Raw genomic sequence first — 24,939 nt, 5'->3', positions numbered from 1 at the left:
AGTCATTATACGTTTATCAGAACATGTCTGAAAAAAAGGTAAAACCAATATAACTAAACTCAATATTGTTAGTTTTCTTAAAAGTTTAAAATTCATTTTTAACTAGTTACCTAAAAAATCATCCTTGCCGTGCTGTGGTTTTAACCCACGGAACATGAAATAAACCTCCTTAGCTTTAGCCAAATACACTTAACATTTTAGCTAAAGCCATCATACTATAATAAAAAAACCGTTGGTTAAAACCAACGGCTATTCATATAATTAATTCGTGAAAATTCATGAAATTCGTGGCTATAAATTAATGTTCCCCATACCCCACATCATCCATCTTCCCACTAAAAACTCTGTACTGAATAATAAAATAAATAATCACGAGAAACAAAGCGATAAAAAACCAGCTCATTCCGGCATTCAAACCATATTCTCCCGCAGCAGTATTATAAATGGTTAATGACGGATTTACATTATTGGTTGAAGGCAAAACATTTGGAAAAATCGAAACGGCTGTTGAAGCGAAACCTCCCACCAGGAACAAAGTCGAGAACAAAAATCCCATTCCGTCTTTTTGCCATGAACGTACTTTAAACAAACCTAAAATTCCAACAAAAGTCATTAGTGGAAAAAACCAAAGAACAGGGTTTTCGACGAAGTTATGAAATGGCTTTGGTTCTATAAAATGCCAAATTTGCAATGAAATACAAACCAGAACCAGCAACACAATATTCAGTTTGAAAACTACATTTTTCAGTCTTGGATTCAGCGCCGAATTTGTTTTATAAATAATCCAGTTTGCACCATGAATCGTTAGGGCAACCACACTCACAATTCCTAAGAAAAGTGTAAACCAATCTATAATTCCCAATTCATTCGCCTGGGGACTAAAAGTAGGGTTCCATAAAGGCAAAAAGAAAAAATGTGCTTCCTGTGTAGAAACTCCATTAGTTACCATTCCTAAATTTACACCACGAACAATATTTCCCAAAGCAATCCCGAAGAATAACGCCAAAAGCAAACTGGCGATCCCAAAAGCTTTATCCCAAATGGCTTCCCACATTGGGTGATGCACTTGTCCGCGCATTTCTAAACCGATCGCACGAAAAATCAACAACCATAAAATCATAATCAGCGGTAAATAAAATCCGCTAAAAGAGGAAGCGTATAAAGTAGGAAAAGCAAAAAACAAAACACCTCCCGCAGCAATTATCCAAACTTCGTTAGCGTCCCAAAACGGACCAATAGCGCTTGTGATTGCTTTTTTATCTTTCTCTTCTTTAGCAAAAAACAAATGAATTATTCCTGCTCCAAAATCATAACCGTCCAGTACAATATAAACGGCCAGAATTCCCATTAAAACAACGTACCAAAAAAATTCCATAATTATATTTTTTCTGAATTAAGGTCAACATTATGAGGTCCTTTATTGATGATTTTTCCAATCAAAAGCAAAAACAACATTCCTAGTAAAAGGTACAATCCTATAAAGCCTAATAAAGTAAACAAGGTATTTCCGGATGAAACAGTTGGCGAAGCTCCCGCAGAAGTTCGCAACAAATTATAAACTAACCAAGGCTGTCTTCCTAATTCTGCCGTATACCAGCCTGTAGTATTAGCAATATACGGAAATGGTATCATAAACATCAGCGACCATAATATCCATTTTGTTTCGAATAGTTTTCCTCGAATAAGCTGAAATAGAGCAAAAGCCATTAAGCCTATAAATATTGTACCAAGTCCTACCATAATATGATACGCATAATACAAACCTGAAATATTGGTGGGATGAAGATCTTCTTCAAATTGGTCTAGACCTTTTATTTCCTCATGCCAGCTTCCGTAAGTCAGGAAACTAAGGATATTAGGAACGGCAATTTTGTTGTCTAGTTTTTTGTCTTTTACATCAGGCTGTCCAATTAAAACAATTTCAGAACCTTTTTTCTCGGTATGAAAAATTCCTTCCATAGCGGCAAAAGTCACCGGTTGGTATTTTACTACGTTTTTAGCCAATAAATCTCCTGTAGGAACTGCAACAATAACACTCGAAATCAATCCGAAGATTACTCCGGTTTTCACGAACAATCTACCAAAAGCAACATTTTTTTTACTTAATACATAAAAAGCACCAATTCCGGCCACAAAAAATGAACTAGTTACCAGAGAAGCTGCCTGATTGTGCAAATACGATGGCCACAACCATGGATTTAGAAATAAGGCTTTGAAATTGGTTAATACAAATCTTCCGTTTTCAAGGATTTCATAACCCACAGGATTTTGCATCCAGGAATGTGTGGCTATAATAAGGTATCCACTCGCCCATGAACCTATGCAAATGAGTAATCCGGTTACAAAATGCCATTTATGTCCAATTATTTTTTCTCCAAACAAAAAGATTCCCAGAAAAGAAGATTCTAAGAAAAACGAGAACATTCCCTCCATGGCTAAAGTCTGACCGATAATTCCTCCGGTTAATTCAGAGAATTTTGCCCAGTTGGTTCCAAACTGAAACTCCATTGGAATTCCGGTTACAACGCCCATTGCAAAATTCAGAGCAAATATTTTCATCCAGAAATGCGTGGCATGATTATAATGTTCTTCTTTGGTTCGTAGGTATTTCCATTTAAAATAAACAATGATCAGCGAAAGCCCCATTGTAAGTTGCGGAAAAAGGTAATGAAAAGTAATTGTGAAAGCGAATTGCATTCGGTCATAAAAAAGCATTTCTTCCATAGTGGTATTGTATTTATGAAGTCTCCTCAAATTTACCCATTAAAACCTGAATTCACTGCCTTGAAAAAAAGTTTTTTCTTTTTTAAACCATATAAGTTATATAAGAAAAATAAGCTTAGCCTTAATTAAAAAAAGTTAAACATAATGCAATAAAAAATTTCATTTTATACATTTAATATAAATATAAAATTCGCAAAACCTAAAATGAACTTGTATCACTTATAGGGCAAATTCAGTCTTTCTTCAAAATTCCTATTTCGACACTTTTATTTATAAAACCTTCAGCGTAAGTCCACAACGTTTTTGAACCTTCTTAAAACATTTAATTTTTAGATCGCATAATATCAGTATGTTAAACCATGTCTGGCAGTTGATTAAGTTTTCCCAACAAAACTAAAAAAGAAATAACTTACAAATGTTTTATTTCTTTTTTACTTTAGCAAATGTTTGAAAAAACAACATAAAAATGAATTCACATAAATAATGGCACACACAATCAGGCAATCAAAAGAAAATTTATTTTCAGAAACTGACGGGAGTAAATTTGACAAAATAAAAGATAAACTTATAAAAAATTTTTCTGTTGATAATAGAGAAGAAGTAATTGACATTTTTATCGAGTATTCAAAAACTGGCAGAATGCAACATTGGAGAAATTTCCTTTTAACAGATATCATTGATCTGGTAAAAGAAAATGAAACATGTTATAGTGATTTCTTTCAATGGACTATTACTAAACCCGAACTAATCTATTGGGGAATCGATGGGCTTTTAAAAACACAAGGACAGAAAGCTTATCATGTTCTGATCCACCTTGTTCAAAATGAGACTTTAGAAGTAGAGGTTCGTGCAAAGGCAATTAAGAGTATTTCTATATATAGTAATAATCGTTTTGACCGGAATTTACCAAAAGATCCCGGTTACTGGAAAATTGAAGAGTTAAGGATTGAAGAGATAATACACTGGCAAAATCAAGGTTATAATAAAGGTGATGGGCATAAAGCCCCAAATACTAATCCGAATTTAAAAAACCCTAAAACAGAACTTGAAAAAGCAGTTGCTAAACTGAACGATTTACTGGAAAAAGAACGAAAAAACAATCAGGATTTATCTAACCCATCAAATTGGCTTTCTATTGCTGATGAAAACAAAATAATAGAAATAGAAAAAAAATGGAGCTTACCTGAAAACTATCTGATATTTCTAAAAAATTTCTCCCCCATTAATGTTTTTATTGATGACGATGAAAAATTTTTTCAGGGCTTATCATTGTATGGAGCAGACGATTTAATTAAGAATCAAAATGGATACTCTTTCAATCCTGTAACAGGAGAAACTCTGCAGCAATGGCCTTCAAATTATATTGTTATTGCAGATGCAGGAGCTGCCCCATATTGCATTAACATCAAGAACATTAAAAATAATGATGCTCCTATTTACACCAGTTTTCATGGCGCAGGCGAATGGGAATTTGAAGAATATGCAAAATCATTTGTTGATTTTTTAAAAGATATTGTTGAATAACTACTTTATGTTTTTCCCCATCATATAAGTTCATTTTAGGTTTAGGTAAAAATTTAGATTATACTTAAATTTACTTATATCACTTATATAGTTAAATTTAATCTTTCTTCAAAATTCCTTTTGCTACACTTTCATTTATTAATCCCTCGGCATAATGCCATAATGTAATTGAACCTTTTTTTATGACGCTCTTTTTTTCGTAGACCTTATTATAAGCCACGTCAAATTCTTTCCAGGTCCCTCCTTCATTAGACGTATTTTGTAATAAAGGTTCTAATCGATCCATAGATTTTGCGAATTTTGCTTCATTGGTTTCTCCAGCCTCAAATTCTTCCCAGATGGCAATGATTTCCTGAGCTTGTTTTTTGGGTAGTAAACCAAAAATTCTATTCGCCGCCAATCGCTCCTCATCGGTATTATCGTGACTTTTTTGTGTATCGTATATAAAAACATCTCCGGCATCTATTTCTACAATATCATGTATTAAAACCATTTTTACGATTTTCAAAACATCAATAGGCTCATTTGAATGTTCTGCTAAAACAATCGCCATCAAAGCCAGATGCCAACTGTGCTCTGCGTCGTTTTCGTTTCGGTCACTATTAAACAGTTTCGTTTTGCGCTGAATATATTTAACCTTATCAATCTCTTTTATAAAAGCAATCTGATTCAATAAATCTTCTGTGTTCATATCAATGATTTTTGTAGAGTTGTAAAATTACGTAGTTTTTTCTTTTTACTATATAAGTTATATAAGCTCATTTTAGCTTTGCACATAATTACAGTCTGCCCTAAATTTATTTCCCAGATTTATATCGTGAAACCGTCAATCTTAAAAGTGCAATTAGTTTTTAGATGCGTCTTTTTAAATTTCCTATAGGCTTTATATGGTAAAACCATCAAACTTTTTTTTATATAAAAATCAAATTTGTGTAACATAAGTTACCTGTTTAAAGTAAAAAGTAGGTTACCTTTGTATTCCCTTATTTGTAGAATACATATCATGAAAATAGAACAAATTTACACCGGATGCCTTGCACAAGGTGCTTATTATATTACTTCAAACGGAGAGGCCGCAATTATTGATCCTTTACGAGAAATTCAACCTTACTTAGATCGTTTAGAACGCGATGCCGTAAAACTCAAATACATTTTTGAAACGCATTTTCACGCTGATTTTGTTTCAGGTCATATCGATTTGAGCAAAGAAACTCAGGCGCCAATTGTTTACGGACCTAATGCGGCTTGTGAATTTGATTGTATTTCTGCCAAAGACGGACAAGAATTCAAAGTGGGAAATATTACGATTAAAGCGTTGCATACTCCGGGTCATACCATGGAAAGCACGACGTATTTGCTGATTGATGAAAACGGAAAAGATCACGCCATTTTCTCTGGAGACACATTATTTATTGGCGATGTTGGTCGTCCGGACTTGGCTCAAAAAGCAGCCGGAATGACGCAAGATCAATTGGCAGGAATTTTATATCATTCGTTAAGAGATAAAATCATGACTCTTGCAGATGATGTTATCGTTTATCCTGCGCATGGTGCAGGAAGCGCTTGCGGGAAAAACATGAGTAAAGAAACCGTTTCGACTATTGGTAATCAAAAAGCAACCAATTATGCTTTGCGTGCGAACATGACGGAAGCTGAATTCATCAGCGAAGTTACTGAAGGATTATTACCTCCTCCAGCTTATTTTAGTATGAATGTGGCAATGAATAAAGGCGGTTACGAAAGTTTTGAATCGGTTTTGCATAACGGAATGAAAGCGATTGATGTAAAAGATTTTGAGGCTGTTGCCGAAGAAACGGGAGCATTGATTCTGGACACCAGAAAAAGTGCCGATTTCTATAAAGGATTTATTCCGCAATCTATCAACATTGGGATCAATGGTGATTTTGCACCGTGGGTAGGAACTTTGGTTGCCGATGTAAAACAGCCTATAATATTAGTTACAGAAGCTGGTCTTGAAGAAGAAACAGTAACACGTTTAAGCCGTGTTGGTTTTGATTCGATTATTGGACATCTTGACGGTGGTTTTGAAGCTTGGGAAAAAGCTGGTCTTGAAACTGATAAAGTTAACCGAATTTCAGCAGAACAATTTGCCAGTCAATTTAAAATTGAAGAAGATAAAGTAATCGACATTCGTAAAGAAACCGAATATAGCGCAGAACATATTGACGATGCTTACAATAAACCGCTTGCTTTTATTAATGACTGGGTAAAAGACATTGACCCAAATGAACATTTTTATTTGCATTGCGCCGGCGGATATCGAAGTATGATAGCAGCTTCTATATTACAAGCCCGCGGTTTTAGAAATTTTACCGAAATCGAAGGTGGTTTTGGAGCAATCGCAAAAACCAATATTCCAAAATCAGATTTCGTTTGCCAGAGCAAGGTTTTGAAAGCATAACTTTTATTTTACCATTAAGATATTAAGAGAATTAAGTTGCTGGCTTTTAAAAATGAAGTTTAAAGCATAAATTGAACGTAAAATTTAACCATTAAGACATTAAGTTTATCAGGCAAATTATTCTTAATCTTTCTTTATCAAGACTCATTAAGTTGCTACATCTTAATCTCCTTAATATCTTAATGGTAAAAAAATTAAAAATCTAATTTTAAAATAAATTATGACTCTATTAGAAATTTTAAAAGAACCTTGGCCTTGGTACGTTTCAGGTCCGTTAATTGGGTTAACAGTTCCTATTTTATTGATTATCGGGAATAAATCTTTCGGGATTAGTTCTTCGCTTCGTCATATTTGCGCAGCTTGTATTCCGGCAAATATTTCATTCTTTAAATACGACTGGAAAAAAGAAAGCTGGAATCTATTCTTCGTTTTCGGAATTTTCCTTGGCGGAGTTATCGCGTCGCATTTTTTAGCCAATCCAAATCCGGTTGAAATTACACCACAGCTTTCTGAGCAATTAGCGACATACGGAATCACCGATCATTCAGGATTATTGCCAGCACAGCTTTTTTCATGGGAAAGTTTATTCACGCTTCGTGGATTTATCATGATCGTCGTTGGAGGATTCTTGGTTGGTTTTGGTACGCGTTATGCAGGCGGCTGTACCAGCGGTCATGCGATTATGGGAATTTCAAATTTGCAATGGCCTTCATTAGTAGCAACAATTTGCTTTATGATTGGCGGTTTTATTATGTCTCTTTTGATTTTACCTTATATTCTTTCACTTTAAAATTTCAAAAATGAATAATTTAGAAAACAAAAACACAGACACTGAAGGAACCAACGGAAGTCAATTCAAAGATTCGGGATTCTCGAACCTAAAATATATGTTGGTCGGAATTCTTTTTGGAATTGTATTCGTAAAAGCCGAAATCATCAGCTGGTATCGCATTCAGGAAATGTTTCACTTGCAATCCTTTTTTATGTATGGCGTAATTGGCAGTGCCGTTGTGGTTGGACTTATATCTGTTCAGATCATTAAAAGATTTAATATCAAAACCCTTCAGGGAGAAAAAATAGAAATTCAGCCTAAAACCTTTAATAAAGGACAAATTTACGGCGGACTTTTATTTGGTTTTGGATGGGCAATTACCGGAGCTTGTCCCGGACCACTTTTTGCGCAAATTGGAACTGGAGTTACTGTAATTGTTGTGACTTTAATAAGTGCCATTTTAGGAACGTGGGTTTACGGTTTCTTTAAGGACAAACTTCCTCATTAAATATATTTTTTAATATAAATCAAACCCGACAAGTTTAAAAACTAGTCGGGTTTTGTTTTTTCCTTATGTTTGTTATTAGAAATAAACGCCTTCAAAAAGAAATCTAAGAATTACAATATGAAACGTTCAGAACAGTTATCGACTTTAAAAAACACTAAAAAGTGGGATGTTATTGTAATAGGCGGCGGAGCAAGCGGACTAGGAACTGCTCTTGATGCCGCGAGCAGGGGATACAAAACTATTCTGGTCGAAGCAGTAGATTTCGCAAAAGGAACTTCTAGCAGAAGTACAAAATTAGTTCATGGCGGCGTACGCTATTTAGAACAAGGCGATTTGCACTTGGTACGGGAAGCACTAAAAGAGCGGGGCTTAATGGCTCAGAATGCAGGTCATTTAGTCAAAAATCAATCTTTTGTGATTCCGAATTATAATTGGTGGGGCGGTTCTTTTTATACTATCGGATTAAAATTTTACGACTTACTGGCGGGCAGTTTAAGTTTAGGAAGTTCAAAATATATTTCGAAGAAAAAAACAATAGAAATGTTGCCTAACGTAGAAGAAGACGGTTTAAGAAGTGGTGTTATTTATCACGATGGGCAATTTGATGATTCGCGTCTGGCTATTAACCTTGCGCAAACAGCTGTCGAAAAAGGTGCTTGCCTTTTAAACTATACAAAAGTTGTCGCTTTATTAAAAGACGATAAAAACCAGATAACTGGTGTTCGGGTTTCAGATCAGGAAACGGGAGACAAATATGATCTAAAAGGATCTGCGATAATCAATGCAACTGGCGTTTTTACAAATGCCATAATGAAATTAAACGATACGGTTTATAAAAAATATATCGTACCGAGTCAGGGAATTCATCTTGTTTTTGATAAATCATTTTTACCGGGTGATCATGCCTTGATGATTCCAAAAACAAGTGACGGACGTGTATTGTTTGCGGTACCGTGGCATAATCGAATCGTTGTTGGGACAACTGATACTCTCATCAAAAAACAAAGTTTAGAACCTATTGCTTTAGAAAGCGAAATTGAATTTGTACTTAAAACAGCACAACGTTTTTTGGCAAAAAAGCCTAGCAGAGGTGATGTTTTATCTGTGTTTGCAGGTTTGCGCCCTTTGGCGGCTCCAAAAGAAGAAGGAAAAAGTACTAAAGAGGTTTCCAGAAGTCATAAAATCATTGTTTCAGAAACCGGACTAATTACGATTACGGGAGGAAAATGGACTACTTACAGAAAAATCGCCGAAGACATTATAAATAAAGCCATTAGTACAGGTAAACTAATTAAAAAACAATGTGTTACGCAACATCTTGCTATTCATGGAAACAAAGTCACTACAACTTTAGACAGAGAAAATCATTTGTATATCTATGGTTCTGATATTGCTAAAATAATCGAATTGCAACTGAACAATCCTGAACTAAACGAAAAATTACATCCCGATCATGAGTTTACCATGGCAGAAGTTGTATTGGCGATTCGATATGAAATGGCCAGAACGGTAGACGATATTCTGGCAAGACGTGTTCGGTTACTGTTTTTAGACGCCAGAGCTGCAATTCAATCTTCAGAAAAAGTGGCGAAACTAATTGCAAAAGAACTTGGACACGATGATACCTGGATAAAAAAAGAGGTTTTAAACTTTAAAGAGATCTCAAAAGGATTTCTTTTATCTGAATTTCAATAAAGTTTATTTTTAATAATTATCGAACCCGACAGGTTTAAAAATCGGTCAGGTTTCTGCTTTTTTTTATTGCGTGAGGGATAAAAGCTTGCTACCGAAGTAGCGCGCAGAGCCCGACAGCATTTAAGAAAGAGTAAAAAAAGTAACCCCTTCAGAATTACTTTCTAAAATGGATTAGTTTAAACAATCGTTAAATATCATGATAGCAATGTTTTAATTTAAAAAAATACATTATTTTTATACTAATTATATAGGATTTATATATCTTCAATTTAGCTCTAACTCAATTAACAAAAAATTAACACAACATTTGTATATACAACTATTAAAAGATATACATTTGTATATACAAATTAGACACTTACGACTATGACAATTGAAGAGGTTATAAAAAGTACAGTTAAGATGGATAATGCGAAAAAAGTTATTCTGAATATCATGTACACGCAAAACGTGATTCTGGATCATTTCAACGAGTTGATAAAACCGTATGATTTATCCGGAGAACAATATAATGTGTTACGTATATTAAGAGGACAAAAAGGAAATCCTGCTAATATGTGTGTAATACAGGAACGAATGCTGGCGAAAACGAGTAATACAACCCGATTAGTAGATAAACTGCTCTTGAAGGATTTTGTTACCAGAAATGTTTGCCCCGGCAATAGACGTAAAATTGAAGTTTTGATCACCCAAAAGGGATTAGATGTTTTGAAAGAATTAGACCCGAAGGTGGATGAACATGAACGTGCATTTGCTGAGAATATAAGTCCTGAAGAATTAGAATTATTAAATAAATTATTAGAAAAATACAGAACCCAACAAAATTAATATTATGAGCACATTATTAGACAATCTAAATTGGAGATATGCGACCAAAAAATTTGACGCAACAAAAAAAATATCTTCAGCAGATTTAAATACTTTAAAAGAAGCGGTTAGATTAAGTGCTTCTTCATACGGATTACAGCCTTATAAAGTTATTATCGTAGAAAATCCGGAAATTAGAGAAAAGCTAAAAGCAGCTGCTTACGGGCAAACTCAAATTACAGATTCGTCTCAATTGTTTATTTTTGCAAATGACTTAAACGCAGGAGCAGAATCTGTAGATGCATACATCAAAAACATTAGCGAAACAAGAGGTGTTCCTGCTGATGCTTTGGCTGGATTTGCAGATATGATGAAAGGTACAATTGCTAATTTATCGCAAGAGGCTAAAAACATCTGGACAGCAAAACAAACTTATATCGCTTTAGGAACTTTATTAAGCGCTGCATCTGAATTAAAAATCGATGCAACACCAATGGAAGGATTTAATGCTGCAGCATTCAATGAAATCTTAGGTTTAGACAAACTAGGTCTAAACGCGTCAGTAATTGCTACTGTAGGTTACAGACATGGTGAAGATGATACGCAACACTACAAAAAAGTTAGAAAATCAAACGAGGAATTATTTATCACTATATAATTATTATTAATCCACAATCAATTTAAACAACATGAAAAATTTAAAAACAATTGCAATAGCATTATTCGTAGCAGCGGCTAGTATTTCAGTAAATGCTCAAACTAAAAAAATCGACGTTAAAGCAAGTACTATCAAATGGGTAGGAAAAAAAGTAACTGGAGAACACTCTGGAACTGTAAATTTTAAAGACGGTGCTGTAGTTTTTAAAGGAAAAAAATTAACTGGTGGTAGCTTTACTGTTGACATGACTTCATTGACTTCTACAGATTTAACTGGAGAATACCAAGGGAAATTGAATGGTCACCTGAAAGCTGACGATTTCTTTGGAACTGATAAATTCCCAACTGCAAAATTAGTTTTCAAAACTATCAGTACTAAATCTACTGACGTTTATGCTGTAACTGCTGATTTAACTATTAAAGGAATTACTAAACCTGTAACTTTTGATATCACTGTAGCTGGAAATACTGCTACAACAGCTTTCAAAGTTGACAGAACTAAATACGATATCAAATACAACTCTGGTAACTTCTTCGAAAACTTAGGAGACAAAACTATCAATGATGATTTCGAATTAACTGTTGCTTTAAAATTCTAATATTTTAAATTCGCATACAATTCTTATTATTATAAGAAAAACCCCAATGGTTCTAAAACTATTGGGGTTTCTTTTTACACTAATTTCAAAAAGATAACATTCTTAATAGTAGCGTAACGCTTTCGTAATAGCATATAAGACTTTGATTAACATTCGCCTTCTAATTTTGGACTCATTAAAAAACAAAACTAGAAATCAACATCATAGTTATGAAAACAAAAGTACGTATTGCAATTATTATGCTTCTAAGCACTTTTTTTATACAAGCACAACAACAAGTTAAAGGGATTATTGGCAACACTAACTGGATGAGCAACTGGACGAATTTTAAACCTGCCAATACTGAATATAATGAGACGACAAATATTATTGCCGGAACTATTGACAAAGACACTAAACTATTAAAACGAAATACGTATCAATTAGTTGGGGTTGTTTATGTAACCAAAAATGCAGTTTTGACTATAGAACCCGGAACGGTTATTCGTGGAGATGATAAAACTTGTGGAACTCTCGTTATTACCAATGGTTCGAAAATTATTGCCGAAGGTCTTGAAACTGATCCTATTGTTTTTACATCAAATAAAGAAATTACAGAAAGAAAACCCGGCGACTGGGGCGGAATTATCATTTTAGGGAAAGCTCCTATAAATACCATTGGAGGCATACACACTTTACCTTTTGATCTTGAACCTATGCTAAATCATTACGGTGGTCAGGATACCGAAGACAATTCAGGTATCTTAAAATATGTTCGAATAGAATATTCCGGACGAAAGCTTAGCGCCGCCAAAGAACTTAACGGACTTTCGCTAGCGGGTGTTGGAAGAAAAACAATTTTGAGTAATATTCAGATTAGTTATTCTAACGATGATTCTTTTGAATGTTATGGTGGCGATTTAAACATGACTAACCTCGTTTCATACAGAACTACAGACGATGATTTTGATTTTACACAAGGTGCCCAAATTAATATAAGCAATAGTATTGCTATTCGCCACCCATTTTCATCAGATGTTTCAGGATCCAGATGTTTTGAAGTAGACTCCTATGATAAAATTGGAAACACGGATATGTCTAAAAAACTGACTAAGATAAATGCCAATAACATTACATTAGTTAATCTGGAAGAGAACAATCAAGGTCTTGTAAGAGAATCTGTTTACGTAAGAGAAAATACTTTTTTTAATCTAACAAATAGTATTATTTCAGGCTTTAGTCCTTTTGTTTTACTAGAAGGAAATATTGGAAATGGAGATGTAAACTTATCTAAAATCACATTCAAAAATCTAATCGTTAACAGCTGCAATGGCGGAATTACGAGTGAAGCAGGTGGTGCAAATCAGGCTATTCAGCAATTTTACAGTAATCCTGATTTTCAAATTGGTTTTACAAAAGTTAAAAACAGTGAACTGTTTACAACGCCTAATATCAAAGGAAATCCAGATTTTAGAGTGAACCAAAACAATACAATTGCAATTGGAAATTAGACAATTAAACCTATCCAAGGAATGAAATTTAACAAATTTTAAAAATTAGAAAAGTTTTTTTTGAAATTTTATGTATTCTAATTCAAATTACATTTATATCTTTGTCCCATCAAAATAAAATATGAAAACAATAATAAACAATACTTGGTGGTGGAAGAATTTACGTCAAACGTCGTGAACAAAGCTTCCTATGGTACTGTAAAACTATAAATATAAAAGGCTTGTCATCACGACAAGCCTTTTTTTTTGGTCAAAACTTAAAATAAATTAAAAACTAAAAACAACATACTTTGAAACCTTTTATACTCAACACACATTACAAACAAATTCTGGCAGATACAATTACGCCAGTAAGTATTTATTTTAAAATCAGAGATAAATTTCCTAATAGTCTATTGCTTGAAAGTAGTGATTATCACGGAAATGATAATAGTTTCTCTTACATCTGCTGCAACCCGATTGCGACAATTAAAATAGAAAACGAAATCATCTCAAAGACTTTTCCTGACGGAACAGCGGAGCAAATTAATATTGATGCTTCGACTAATATTCCGGAAGTAATTCAGGAATTTTCAGGTCAGTTTAAATCAGAAAAAAATGATTTTAAATTCATTAATAACGGTTTATTTGGATACATTTCTTATGATGCTGTTCGCTATTTCGAGAAAGTTTCGATTGCAAAAAAAGATACCGCTACTTTAATTCCTGATGTATTTTATGCAGTTTATCAAAACATTATCGCCATCAACCACTTTAAAAACGAAGCTTATATTTTTTGTCATAGCGTAGACCGAAGAAACAATATTTCTGAAATTGAACAATTGCTGCAATCCAGAAATATTGCATCTTATAAATTCACAAAAGAAGGCGAAGGTTTCTCTAACTTAACCGATGACGAATTCAAACACAATGTGGCTTTAGCCAAAAAGCACTGTTTCCGCGGTGACGTTTTTCAATTGGTTTTATCTCGTCGTTTTACACAAGGTTTCAAAGGTGACGAATTTAATGTTTATCGTGCTTTAAGAAGCATTAACCCATCTCCATATTTGTTCTTTTTTGATTATGGAGATTTCAAAATATTTGGATCTTCGCCTGAAGCACAAATTATCGTAAAAGACAGAAAAGCGGAGATTCACCCAATTGCCGGAACTTTCAAAAGAACAGGAAATGACGAACGTGATGCGGTTTTAGCCAAACAACTTTCTGAGGATAAAAAAGAAAATAGCGAGCACGTAATGTTAGTCGATTTGGCGAGAAATGATTTAAGCAGAAACGGACACGATGTAAACGTAGAAAAATACAGAGAAGTTCAGTTTTTCTCGCACGTGATTCACCTGGTTTCTAAAGTAACAGGACATTTACATGAAAAAGCTACGACTATGCAAGTTGTTGCAGATACTTTTCCGGCAGGAACTTTGAGCGGCGCACCAAAACACAGAGCCATGCAATTGATTGAAGACTATGAAAAAACAAATCGTAATTTTTATGGAGGCGCAATTGGTTTCATGGATTTTGAAGGCAACTTTAATCACGCGATCATGATCAGAACTTTCCTGAGTAAAAATCACCAATTACATTGTCAGGCCGGAGCAGGAATTGTTGCCAGCTCAGACGAAGAAAGTGAAATGCAGGAAGTGTATAATAAACTAAGAGCTTTGAATACAGCACTGGAAATGGCGGAGAAAATTTAGTTTCAAGTTTTTTTAGTTCCATGTTTCAAGTTGTTGGAACGTCAGACTTGAAACAAATAACACCTAAACCTAAAACCTATGAAAAATATTATTGCTTTTTTGATTGTTGTTGTATCATTCATTTCTTGTGAAACTAAGAAAGATTCAAAGGCACTTCCTTTAAATGGAACCTGGCGATTGATATCAGCAGAAACCACTGAGAAAGATTCGACATTCTCGACTTTCAATCCAAAAACAAAAATGATTAAAATTATAAATGATACGCATTTTGCTTTTTTCAATCATGATCTGAATAACGGAAAAGATAGTTCAGCAGTATTCTTTGGCGGAGGCGGAAAATACACTTTAAAGGATAGTATTTATACTGAAAATTTAGAGTTCTTCAATAACAGACAATGGGAAAATGGAAAATTTGAGTTTACAGTAAAAATTAAAAATGACACCTTAACTCAAAAAGGAATCGAAAAAGTAGAAAAATTAGGAATAGACCGTACTATCACTGAAAAATACGTTCGAGAAAAGTAAAAAAATAATCAGTTTTCAGTCGCAGTTTTCTGTCACAGAACTTGAAACTTGAAACAAAGAAAACCTGAAACAAAAATAAAAATGAAAAAAATATTAGTTATAGACAATTACGATAGTTTCACTTATAATTTAGTACACTATTTAGAGGATTTAAATTGTGAAGTTACCGTATATAGAAATGATGAATTTGATATTGATGAAATTGCATCTTTCGATAAAATATTACTTTCTCCAGGTCCTGGAATTCCGGATGAAGCAGGTTTATTAAAAGCGGTAATTGCAAAATATTCTCCGACAAAAAGCATTCTTGGAGTTTGTTTAGGACAGCAGGCAATTGGAGAAGTTTTTGGCGGAACTCTTTCTAATCTTGATAAAGTGTATCATGGTGTAGCCACGAATGTAAAAACAGTAGTTTCAGACGAAATTTTATTTGAAGGTTTAGGAAACGAATTCGAAGTAGGAAGATATCATTCGTGGGTTGTTGATAGCAATTTGCCAGATGTTCTTGAAGCAACTTCAATCGATGAAAACGGACAAATTATGTCATTGAGACACAAAACATTTGATGTAAGAGGCGTTCAGTTTCACCCTGAAAGTGTTTTGACTCCAAATGGAAAAAGGATTCTTGAAAACTGGATAAAAAGCTAGTTTTCAGTTTACAGTCTCAGTCTCAGAAAAAAACCTTAGCAACTCAGAATCTTAGCAACTTAGAACCTTAAAAAATGATTACTATTTCAGAAACTAAAGAAATCAATATTGAAGATGTTTTGATTTTATACAAAGCAAATGAATGGAGTTCAGCAAGTAAACCAAACGAATTGTATAATGGTCTTTTAAACTCTGAAACCTTAATTACAGCTTGGGAAGAAAAAAAACTAGTTGGACTTGGGAATGCAATTTCTGACGGATTTTTAACTGTTTATTATCCGCATTTATTAGTACTTCCGGAATATCAGGGAAAAGGAATTGGAAAATTGATTGTAGATAAAATGCAGGAGAAATACAGTCACTTTCACATGCAAATGCTTACAGCAGACGGACGTTCAGTTGATTTCTATAAAAAGAACGGATTTGAACGTGCGGGAAAAACAGAACCCATGTGGATTTATCAGGGGAATGAACATTAAAATAGTATTCAGTCACAGTCTCAGTTTTTAGTCTCAGTCTCAGTTCTCAAAAAACTTAGCAACTTAGAACCTTAGCAACTTAAAAGAAAAAATGAAAAATATATTAAATAAACTAATCAATCACGAAGTGCTTTCTAAAGAAGAGGCCAAAAACGTATTGATTAATATCTCAAGCGGAAGTTACAACCCAAGTCAGATTTCGGCATTTTTGACCGTATTTATGATGCGAAGCATTACAATCGATGAGCTTTCGGGATTTCGTGAAGCATTGTTAGAATTATGCGTTCGCGTTGATTTATCAGCATACAATACAATCGATTTATGCGGAACTGGTGGTGACGGAAAAGACACTTTCAACATCTCGACTTTGGCATCCTTTATATCAGCGGGAGCCGGAATAAAAGTGGCTAAACACGGAAATTACGGAGTTTCTTCTATTTCAGGATCAAGTAACGTAATGGAAAAAATGGGAATCAAATTCAGCAATGATGCTGATTTTCTGGAAAAATGTATTGACAAGGCGGGAATTTGTGTTTTACACGCTCCCTTATTTCACCCGGCAATGAAAAATGTTGGACCAATAAGAAAAGAATTAGCTGTAAAAACATTCTTTAATATGTTGGGACCAATGGTAAACCCATCATTCCCACAAAATCAACTGGTTGGAGTTTTCAATCTTGAATTGGCAAGAATGTATGCTTATTTATATCAGAATACAGATATCAATTTTACGATTTTACATTCGCTTGACGGATATGACGAAATTTCCTTAACAGGCCCAACCAAAACGATAACATCACACATGGAAGGAATGTTGAAACCAGAAGATTTTGGCGTTAGACTTTTAAAACAAAACGAAATCGAAGGCGGAAAAACCATCGAAGAATCGGCAGATATGTTTACCAATATCATTTCCGGAAAAGGAACCGAAGCACAGAATAATGTTGTTTGTGCAAATGCAGCAATGGCAATTGCAACCGTTACAAAATGTTCTCCACTAGAAGGTTTTGAATTGGCTAAAGAAAGCTTGTTCTCTGGAAAAGGATTAAAAGCATTGAATACATTACAAGAATTAAGTAAAAATTAAAGTCATGGCTTTTGAATTAAAAAGTGTAGTTCCATGGGGTCGAAGTTTAGAGGAATATATCAAAATTTTTAAATTAACTGATTCCGATTTGAATAGTAGTATTATCAGTTTTGGGGATGGACCTGCAAGTTTCAATTCAGAAATGACAAAATTTGATAAAAAGGTGGTTTCATTAGATCCTATTTATCAATTTACAAAAGCCCAATTAAAACAAAGAATCGACGAAACTAAAGAAACCGTTATAAAACAAACGAGAGCTAATCAGGAGAATTTCGTTTGGAAAAACATTAAAAACGTAGATGAATTGGAGCAAATTCGCATGAGCGCAATGGCCAACTTTATTGACGATTTTGAAATAGGAAAAGAACAACAAAGATATATTTATCATCAGTTGCCGACGCCAACAAAATACGAAGCATTGGAATTTGATTTGGGCTTAAGCTCCCATTTTTTGATTCTATATTCGCAACTAGGATTGGATTTTCACATTCAATCAATTAGTGAGATGTTACGAATATGTAAAGAAATAAGAATATTTCCGATATTAAATTTAAATGCAGTGAAATCGGAAATTTTAGAAGACATCATTAATCATTTTAATTCTGATTTCATCGTAACTCTTGAATCCTCAGACTATGAATTTCAGAAAAACGGAAACGAAACATTGGTAATTAAACAAAAAAAGATCAATTAAAGAATATGAATATTTTAGATAAAATTATAGTTGACAAAAAAAGAGAAGTAGTTCTTAAAAAATCAATCATTCCGGTTTCGCAATTGGAAAGTTCTGTATTTTTTGAAAGACAAACGATTTCTCTAAGTCAAAAACTAAAAGTAAGTTCTACTGGAATTATTGCAGAACACAAACGTCGTTCTCCTTCAAAATCTGTTATTAATCACAGTTTTACGGTTGAAGAAGTAGTAAAAGGATATGAAAACGCAGGCGCTTGCGGAATTTCTGTTTTAACTGACGGAAAATATTTTGGTGGTTCTCTAGACGATTTACTTTTGGCAAGAGCAAGTGTAAATATTCCACTTTTGCGAAAAGAATTTATTGTCGACGAATACCAGATTCTGGAAGCAAAAGCTTTTGGAGCAGATTTGATTTTATTAATCGCAGCGGTTTTAACGCGTGAAGAAATCAAATCGTTATCTGAATTTGCAAAGAAATTAGGATTAGAAGTTTTATTGGAAGTTCATAATAAAGAAGAATTAGAAAAATCGATTATGCCAAGTTTGGATATGATTGGTGTGAACAACAGAAACCTAAAAACTTTTGAAGTAAGTCTTGATTTCAGTAAACAATTAGCATCACAAATTCCGGATGATTTCGTAAAAGTTTCAGAAAGCGGAATCTCGTCTATCGAAGCTATTTCTGAACTTAGACCTTACGGTTACAGCGGATTTTTAATTGGAGAAAACTTCATGAAAACTGATAACGCAGGAAAAGCAGCAACAGAATTTATAAAAGGCTTATAATAAATACAAATTTCACGAATAAGCACGAATAAAAATCAATAAAAACTTTGCGCCTTTGCGCCTTCGTGGCAAAACAAAACACAAAGCTTTGCGAACTTAGCGTTTTTAAGCACAATCAAAATATAAAAAACTTAGCGCCCTTTGCGGTAAAATACACACCACAACAATGAAACTCAAAATATGCGGCATGAAATATCCCGAGAACATAATCGAAGTAGGTTCACTCCTACCCGATTATATGGGATTTATTTTCTACGAAAAATCCGCCCGATATTTTAACGGAACAATTCCGGAACTGATAAAAACCATCAAAAAAGTTGGGGTTTTTGTAAACGAATCAGTTGAAAATATTATCAAGAAAATCGACGAACACAATTTACAGGCCGTTCAGTTACACGGGACAGAATCTGTTGAATTTTGTCAGGAATTAAAAAATAAGATCAATAAAAGAATCGAAATCATAAAGGTATTTTCAATTGGAGACGATTTTGATTTCGAGGTTTTACAACCTTTTGAGGATGTCTGTGATTATTTCCTGTTTGATACCAAAGGGAAATTACCCGGAGGAAACGGAGCAACTTTCAACTGGAAAATATTAAAAAATAATAAATCCAACAAACCATTCTTTTTAAGTGGTGGTATTGGACTTGAAGAAATAGCAGCGATTAAAAATCTAAAATTACCGGTTTATGCCATCGATGTAAACAGTAGATTTGAAATCGAACCTGGATTAAAAAACAAAAATTTATTAACCAATTTCAAACGAAAACTTGAAATTGTCAACCTTTAAAATTTCAACAAAATGAATTTTAACGTCAACGAAAAAGGATATTACGGAGAGTTTGGAGGAGCATACATTCCTGAAATGCTGTATCCAAATGTAGAAGAATTACGTGAGAACTATTTGAAGATAACAAGCGAACCAGATTTTAAAGCTGAGTTCGATCAATTGCTAAAAGATTATGTTGGGCGCCCTAGTCCGCTTTATTTTGCCAAGCGTTTGTCTGAAAAATACAATACCAAAATTTATCTCAAAAGAGAAGATTTAAACCATACGGGAGCACATAAAGTAAACAATACCATTGGACAAATATTGGTTGCAAAACGTTTGGGTAAAAAAAGAATTATTGCTGAAACCGGAGCTGGCCAACACGGAGTTGCAACGGCAACAGTTTGCGCTCTTATGGGATTGGAATGTATCGTTTATATGGGGGAAATCGACATTGCGCGCCAGGCACCAAATGTGGCTCGTATGAAAATGTTAGGCGCTGAGGTTCGTCCGGCACTTTCAGGATCAAGAACTTTAAAAGATGCTACAAACGAAGCAATTCGCGACTGGATCAATAATCCGGTTGACACGCATTATATTATAGGATCTGCAATTGGACCGCATCCTTATCCGGATATGGTAACTCGTTTTCAGAGTGTAATTTCTGAAGAAATCAAATGGCAGTTAAAAGAAAAAGAAGGACGTGAAAATCCTGATTACGTAGTCGCTTGTATTGGTGGTGGAAGCAACGCTGCAGGAACTTATTATCACTTTTTGCATGAACCAGAAGTTGGAATCATTGCCGTTGAAGCAGCCGGAAAAGGTGTTGATAGCGGATTTAGTGCAGCAACAAGTAAATTAGGAAAAGTAGGCGTTATTCACGGTTGCAAAACTCTTTTAATGCAAACTCCTGACGGGCAAATCACAGAACCTTATTCAATTTCTGCAGGTCTGGATTATCCTGGTGTTGGCCCAATGCACGCACATTTAGCACAAACAGGTCGTGGAGAATTTTTCTCGGTTACAGATGACGACGCTATGAACGCTGGTTTACAATTGACTAAATTAGAAGGAATTATTCCGGCAATCGAGAGTGCGCATGCGTTTGCAGTTTTGGATCAAAAGAAATTTAAACCTACAGATATTGTAGTAATCAGTCTTTCTGGTCGTGGCGATAAAGATTTAGACAATTACATCGATTATTTTAAATTGTAATAAAAATCGTAATTTCGGCATTCTCCGCCGCGGCGGATCGGGCTGTCTGCTATATCCCAATTAACAGAAACTAAGGATAAAAAGCCTTGTTTTTCTAAATCGGGAGATTTCGCTCGCATCCCTAACGCAAACAAATAACGAGAAAAATAATAATTATTATGGAACAGTTCTTTTCTTACGGAACATTACGATCGAAAGAAATTCAGATGCGAGTTTTCAATAGAATCTTAAACGGAACACCTGACCAGCTCAATGGTCACAAACTAAAGGATCTTCAAATCGAAGAAGAATTTGGAATTGAAGATTATCATGTAGCAGTAGCCAGTGAAAATCCTTCGGATACAATAAAAGGTATTCTTTTCACTATTTCGACTGAAGATTTGGCTAAAATAGATTTATTTGAATCTAATGCCTATAAAAGGGTTCAAGTAACTTTGAACTCCGGAACTGTTGCATGGATTTATACCGAAAATAAGTAATTATAGATAATATAAATAGCTGTCTAACCTGTTTAGAAAAACGTGTTAGGATAAAAAATAAAAACAATGAACAGAATAACTCAAAAATTACAAGAAGATAAAAAGATACTTTCTATCTATTTTTCGGCGGGGTATCCTAACTTAAATGATACCGTTCAAATCATTCAGGATTTAGAAAAAAACGGCGTAGACTTAATCGAAATTGGTTTGCCTTTTAGCGATCCTTTGGCTGATGGACCAACCATTCAGGCGAGTTCTACTCAGGCACTTAAAAACGGAATGACCACTCAAATTCTTTTTGATCAGCTAAAGAACATCCGCGAAAGCGTAAAAATTCCGTTGATCATTATGGGATACTTCAATCCAATGTTACAATACGGGGTTGAAGCTTTTTGTAAAAAATGTGCAGAAATTGGTATCGATGGTTTAATTATTCCTGATTTACCGGTTGACGTTTATGCAGATGAATACAAAGCAATTTTCCAAAAATACGGATTAATCAATGTATTCCTGATTACGCCACAAACTTCTGACGAACGCATTCGCTTTATCGACAGCGTTTCAAACGGATTCATTTATATGGTAAGTTCTGCAAGTGTTACAGGTTCTCAATCCGGTTTTGGAAATACTCAGGAAAGTTATTTCGAAAGAATTTCGAATATGAATCTTAAAAATCCACAAATTATTGGTTTCGGAATTTCGAATAAGGAAACTTTTAATCAGGCTACTAAATTCGCAAAAGGAGCGATTATAGGTAGTGCTTTTATTAAACATTTAAGTGAAAAAGGAAGTGGAAAAATTGAAGAATTTGTTGGGGAGATTAGGTAAATAAATCATTAGTTCAACAATCTAGATATCGTTTTGTTATTTCGAAGAATGAGAAATCACATCAAAAACGCTACAGAGAATAGCACCAGTCTTTATCGAATTATAAGTGTGATTTCTCATTCTTCGAATGACAAACTAAACGAAAATATTCTCATGAAAATGACTTACCTAGCACCAATAGCTATCAGGCAATGTCTTTAAGTTAAGGAAAAATATACAATGCTTTTGTCTAATTGATCTCGCGCAAAGTCGCAAAGCCGCCAAGTTTAAATCCATTTTCTTTGCGACTTTGCGCGATTTTTTTTAGCTATAATTGCCACAAAAGGCTTAATTTAATAACATTGAGCTACCGGGAGCCACAAAAGATTGAAACGGATAGCGGGATTAGCTCCTAAAAAAGTTGCTTTTATCATAGACAAAAAAAACACAAGGCTGAATCAATATCAAATGGTATTTTTTCAGCTTTTTTTATGTCTTTAAAAATTAAATATTTACAAAAAACAACTACAAGGTTTTCTGTTAAAATTATGTTAAAACAAAATTAAACAACTGTTTAATTTAAACGCTTGTTTAATTTTGTACCCGATTAGAAACAATATCATGTACAACATCGAATTAAACGATAAAAAAATTAAAATTCTTGAGGTTGCTGAAAAGCTTTTCTCTGAAAAAGGATTCGAAGGTACTTCCATACGAGACATCTCAAAACATGCAAAAATAAATATTGCCATGGTTTCGTATTATTTTGGTTCAAAAGAAAGACTGCTTGAAGCGCTAATCATCTACAAAACTTCTGATTTAAAACTACAGCTCGAAAATTTATTACAGGAAAATCTCGAACCTATTGAAAAAGTCAATAAATTAATCGAAATTTACATTAACAGGATTAGTTGTAACAAAGGGATTTTCAGGGTATTGCATTTTGAAATCAATGCAAAAAAGAGAGAAAAAAGTTTTATTGCTTTTACAGAGTTAAAAAAAGGAAACTTAAAATCTGTTGAGAGCATTATTACTCAAGGTCAGGAAAAAGGAATCTTTAGAAAAGATGTAATCATTCCTCTTATCACTCCTACTATCATTGGAACTTTTTTTCACTTTCATATGAATAAACCTTTCTTCGAAGAATTACTGAATTTAAAAACAGAAGCAATGTACAATGATTACATTAAAAACAGTCTTACAAAGCACATTCAACAAACTATAAAAGCTCTACTTGTTTATGAAAATTAATCAATTAATGCTCTTTGGTATTTTCTTTATCGGAATTTCATCAATAGAAGCACAAGAAAAAACAAGTTTAACCTTAGACGAAGCCGTAAAAATGGCTTGGGAGAAGAGTAACGAAGTTACGCTTGCCAATACTAAGGTAAACACAAAAAAGTACGAATTACAAGAAGTTAAAAACAGTCAGTATCCGGATATTAAAGTTTCCGGCCAATATCAACGACTTACAAAAGCTTCAATTAGTATGCCTAATCAGGGTGAAAATGCATCTCTGGCATCTCCTGACAGAGCAATGCTTGGAATGGCCAATTTAAGTTTGCCTCTTTTTGCAGGATTTAAAATTCAAAACAGCATTAACGCTTCTGATAATTTATACGGAGCTGAAAATGCAAATGCTGCTAAAACAAAAGAAGATGTTACGTTACGTGTAATTACTTACTACACCGCTTTGTATAAAGCTCAAAAAACTTTGGATGTTTTAAACGAAAATCAAAAAAGCGCCAAACAGCGTGTTACTGATTTTATTGAATTAGAGAAAAACGGTATCATTCCTAGAAATGATTTATTAAAATCGCAATTATTAGTTTCAAAAACACAATTATCAATTGATGAAGCAAATAACAATCTTAATAACATCAACTTTTATCTAACTACTTTATTGAAGTTGGATCCTGGTACAAAACTTCAGGTTAATGAAGCTGATTTCTTTAATTTAAAAACCAGCAATGCACCAACATCTGATGTTTTAGCTTTACAAAACAGAAAAGATTTAGAAGCTATTCGTTTTCAACAAAAAGCTTCGGACGCAAATATTAAAGTTGCAAGGGCAGCCTACTATCCTACATTAGCATTACTTGGTGGTTATACTGCTTTAGATCTTAAAGACATCATTACTGTAAAATATGCGATGAACTTTGGTCTGGGTTTAACTTATGACATCTCTGGAATTTACAAAAATAGTGCTCACGTAAGAGAAGCTGAAAGCAGAGCTTTGGAAGTTAAAAATACAGAAGCCGTAATGACAGACCGTATTAAGGTTGAGGTTCAAAAATCTATCGAAGATTATGACTTAGCCATCAATCAAAGTGTTGTCTATGACGAAGCACTTCAACAGGCATCTGAAAATTACAGACTTGTTAAGGATAAATTCGACAATGGTTTGGCGGATACCAATGATTTGGTTGAGGCTGATGTTGAGCAATTAAGTGCCAAAATAAATACAGCTGTGTCCAAAGCAACTATTATTCAAAAATATTACGAATTACTTTCAGTATCAGGACAATTATCACAATCATTCAATCTTTCTAAAATATAATC

Annotated in this window: 25 protein-coding genes; 22 read left to right on the top strand and 3 right to left on the bottom strand. The window is 33.9% G+C overall.

Going from position 1 to position 24,939, the window contains the following annotated elements:
• Positions 1-298 precede the first annotated feature (298 nt).
• Both cydB and ACQKCJ_RS07530 read right to left on the bottom strand, forming a co-directional pair.
• The gene (gene cydB, locus ACQKCJ_RS07535) at positions 299-1,375 is read right to left on the bottom strand and encodes a cytochrome d ubiquinol oxidase subunit II (RefSeq protein ID WP_271334301.1); all 1,077 of its coding nucleotides are present in this window, start codon (positions 1,373-1,375) and stop codon (positions 299-301) included.
• A gap of 2 nt (positions 1,376-1,377) precedes the next feature.
• On the bottom strand, positions 1,378-2,724 hold the full coding sequence (locus ACQKCJ_RS07530) for a cytochrome ubiquinol oxidase subunit I (RefSeq protein WP_427401699.1): 1,347 nt from the start codon (positions 2,722-2,724) through the stop codon (positions 1,378-1,380).
• A 483-nt stretch (positions 2,725-3,207) separates the two neighbouring features.
• Here ACQKCJ_RS07530 and ACQKCJ_RS07525 point away from each other — a divergent pair, with 483 nt between their 5' ends.
• Positions 3,208-4,248, top strand: a complete 1,041-nt coding sequence (locus ACQKCJ_RS07525; protein WP_271334303.1) for an SMI1/KNR4 family protein — start codon at positions 3,208-3,210, stop codon at positions 4,246-4,248.
• 97 nt (positions 4,249-4,345) lie between these two features.
• Here ACQKCJ_RS07525 and ACQKCJ_RS07520 read toward each other — a convergent pair whose 3' ends face one another.
• A complete protein-coding gene (locus tag ACQKCJ_RS07520) occupies positions 4,346-4,939 on the bottom strand; it encodes an HD domain-containing protein (protein WP_271334304.1) in 594 nt (197 codons plus the stop codon).
• Between the two features lie 312 nt (positions 4,940-5,251).
• Here ACQKCJ_RS07520 and ACQKCJ_RS07515 point away from each other — a divergent pair, with 312 nt between their 5' ends.
• From ACQKCJ_RS07515 to ACQKCJ_RS07415, 21 genes are all read left to right on the top strand, one after another.
• Positions 5,252-6,670 carry an MBL fold metallo-hydrolase gene (locus ACQKCJ_RS07515; protein ID WP_271334305.1) on the top strand — a complete coding sequence of 473 codons (1,419 nt, stop codon included), beginning with the start codon at positions 5,252-5,254 and terminating at the stop codon, positions 6,668-6,670.
• Between the two features lie 220 nt (positions 6,671-6,890).
• Positions 6,891-7,460, top strand: coding sequence for a YeeE/YedE family protein (locus tag ACQKCJ_RS07510; protein WP_427401698.1), 570 nt, complete (start codon positions 6,891-6,893; stop codon positions 7,458-7,460).
• Between the two features lie 10 nt (positions 7,461-7,470).
• The gene (locus tag ACQKCJ_RS07505; RefSeq protein ID WP_271334307.1) at positions 7,471-7,950 is read left to right on the top strand and encodes a DUF6691 family protein; all 480 of its coding nucleotides are present in this window, start codon (positions 7,471-7,473) and stop codon (positions 7,948-7,950) included.
• A 117-nt stretch (positions 7,951-8,067) separates the two neighbouring features.
• A complete protein-coding gene (locus ACQKCJ_RS07500) occupies positions 8,068-9,645 on the top strand; it encodes a glycerol-3-phosphate dehydrogenase/oxidase (RefSeq protein WP_271334308.1) in 1,578 nt (525 codons plus the stop codon).
• A 366-nt stretch (positions 9,646-10,011) separates the two neighbouring features.
• The gene (locus ACQKCJ_RS07495) at positions 10,012-10,473 is read left to right on the top strand and encodes a MarR family winged helix-turn-helix transcriptional regulator (RefSeq protein WP_271334309.1); all 462 of its coding nucleotides are present in this window, start codon (positions 10,012-10,014) and stop codon (positions 10,471-10,473) included.
• A 4-nt stretch (positions 10,474-10,477) separates the two neighbouring features.
• Positions 10,478-11,110, top strand: coding sequence for an NAD(P)H-dependent oxidoreductase (locus ACQKCJ_RS07490; protein ID WP_271334310.1), 633 nt, complete (start codon positions 10,478-10,480; stop codon positions 11,108-11,110).
• Between the two features lie 31 nt (positions 11,111-11,141).
• The gene (locus ACQKCJ_RS07485; protein WP_271334311.1) at positions 11,142-11,708 is read left to right on the top strand and encodes a YceI family protein; all 567 of its coding nucleotides are present in this window, start codon (positions 11,142-11,144) and stop codon (positions 11,706-11,708) included.
• 209 nt (positions 11,709-11,917) lie between these two features.
• Positions 11,918-13,198, top strand: coding sequence for a hypothetical protein (locus ACQKCJ_RS07480; RefSeq protein WP_427401697.1), 1,281 nt, complete (start codon positions 11,918-11,920; stop codon positions 13,196-13,198).
• A gap of 290 nt (positions 13,199-13,488) precedes the next feature.
• Complete coding sequence (locus ACQKCJ_RS07475) at positions 13,489-14,889, top strand: anthranilate synthase component I family protein (RefSeq protein WP_271334313.1); 1,401 nt, start codon at positions 13,489-13,491, stop codon at positions 14,887-14,889.
• Between the two features lie 78 nt (positions 14,890-14,967).
• On the top strand, positions 14,968-15,414 hold the full coding sequence (locus ACQKCJ_RS07470; protein ID WP_427401696.1) for a hypothetical protein: 447 nt from the start codon (positions 14,968-14,970) through the stop codon (positions 15,412-15,414).
• Between the two features lie 81 nt (positions 15,415-15,495).
• On the top strand, positions 15,496-16,062 hold the full coding sequence (locus tag ACQKCJ_RS07465) for an anthranilate synthase component II (protein WP_271334315.1): 567 nt from the start codon (positions 15,496-15,498) through the stop codon (positions 16,060-16,062).
• Positions 16,063-16,136: 74 nt separating this feature from the next.
• Positions 16,137-16,541 (top strand): GNAT family N-acetyltransferase, encoded by a 405-nt coding sequence (locus ACQKCJ_RS07460; RefSeq protein WP_271334316.1) that lies wholly within the window; start codon positions 16,137-16,139, stop codon positions 16,539-16,541.
• A 91-nt stretch (positions 16,542-16,632) separates the two neighbouring features.
• Positions 16,633-17,628, top strand: coding sequence for an anthranilate phosphoribosyltransferase (gene trpD, locus ACQKCJ_RS07455; protein ID WP_271334317.1), 996 nt, complete (start codon positions 16,633-16,635; stop codon positions 17,626-17,628).
• 4 nt (positions 17,629-17,632) lie between these two features.
• Positions 17,633-18,322 (top strand): hypothetical protein, encoded by a 690-nt coding sequence (locus ACQKCJ_RS07450; protein ID WP_271334318.1) that lies wholly within the window; start codon positions 17,633-17,635, stop codon positions 18,320-18,322.
• A gap of 5 nt (positions 18,323-18,327) precedes the next feature.
• Positions 18,328-19,107 (top strand): indole-3-glycerol phosphate synthase TrpC, encoded by a 780-nt coding sequence (trpC, locus tag ACQKCJ_RS07445; protein WP_271334319.1) that lies wholly within the window; start codon positions 18,328-18,330, stop codon positions 19,105-19,107.
• Between the two features lie 166 nt (positions 19,108-19,273).
• A complete protein-coding gene (locus tag ACQKCJ_RS07440; RefSeq protein ID WP_427401695.1) occupies positions 19,274-19,897 on the top strand; it encodes a phosphoribosylanthranilate isomerase in 624 nt (207 codons plus the stop codon).
• A 12-nt stretch (positions 19,898-19,909) separates the two neighbouring features.
• Positions 19,910-21,091 carry a tryptophan synthase subunit beta gene (trpB, locus tag ACQKCJ_RS07435; RefSeq protein ID WP_271334321.1) on the top strand — a complete coding sequence of 394 codons (1,182 nt, stop codon included), beginning with the start codon at positions 19,910-19,912 and terminating at the stop codon, positions 21,089-21,091.
• A 158-nt stretch (positions 21,092-21,249) separates the two neighbouring features.
• Entirely contained in the window at positions 21,250-21,570 is a 321-nt protein-coding gene (locus ACQKCJ_RS07430) for a gamma-glutamylcyclotransferase family protein (protein ID WP_271334322.1), read from the top strand.
• A 66-nt stretch (positions 21,571-21,636) separates the two neighbouring features.
• Positions 21,637-22,398, top strand: a complete 762-nt coding sequence (gene trpA / locus ACQKCJ_RS07425; RefSeq protein ID WP_271334323.1) for a tryptophan synthase subunit alpha — start codon at positions 21,637-21,639, stop codon at positions 22,396-22,398.
• A 600-nt stretch (positions 22,399-22,998) separates the two neighbouring features.
• The gene (locus tag ACQKCJ_RS07420) at positions 22,999-23,628 is read left to right on the top strand and encodes a TetR/AcrR family transcriptional regulator (RefSeq protein ID WP_271334324.1); all 630 of its coding nucleotides are present in this window, start codon (positions 22,999-23,001) and stop codon (positions 23,626-23,628) included.
• A complete protein-coding gene (locus ACQKCJ_RS07415) occupies positions 23,618-24,937 on the top strand; it encodes a TolC family protein (protein WP_271334325.1) in 1,320 nt (439 codons plus the stop codon). The genes ACQKCJ_RS07420 and ACQKCJ_RS07415 overlap by 11 nt, the downstream gene beginning before the upstream one ends.
• The last annotated feature ends 2 nt before the right edge of the window (positions 24,938-24,939 follow it).

The organism is Flavobacterium sp. NPDC079362 (assembly GCF_050267765.1).
GTDB classification, from domain to species: domain Bacteria; phylum Bacteroidota; class Bacteroidia; order Flavobacteriales; family Flavobacteriaceae; genus Flavobacterium; species Flavobacterium azizsancarii.
The sequence above is the reverse complement of the archived record's forward strand: the minus strand, read 5'-3'. Positions and strand labels throughout refer to the sequence as shown.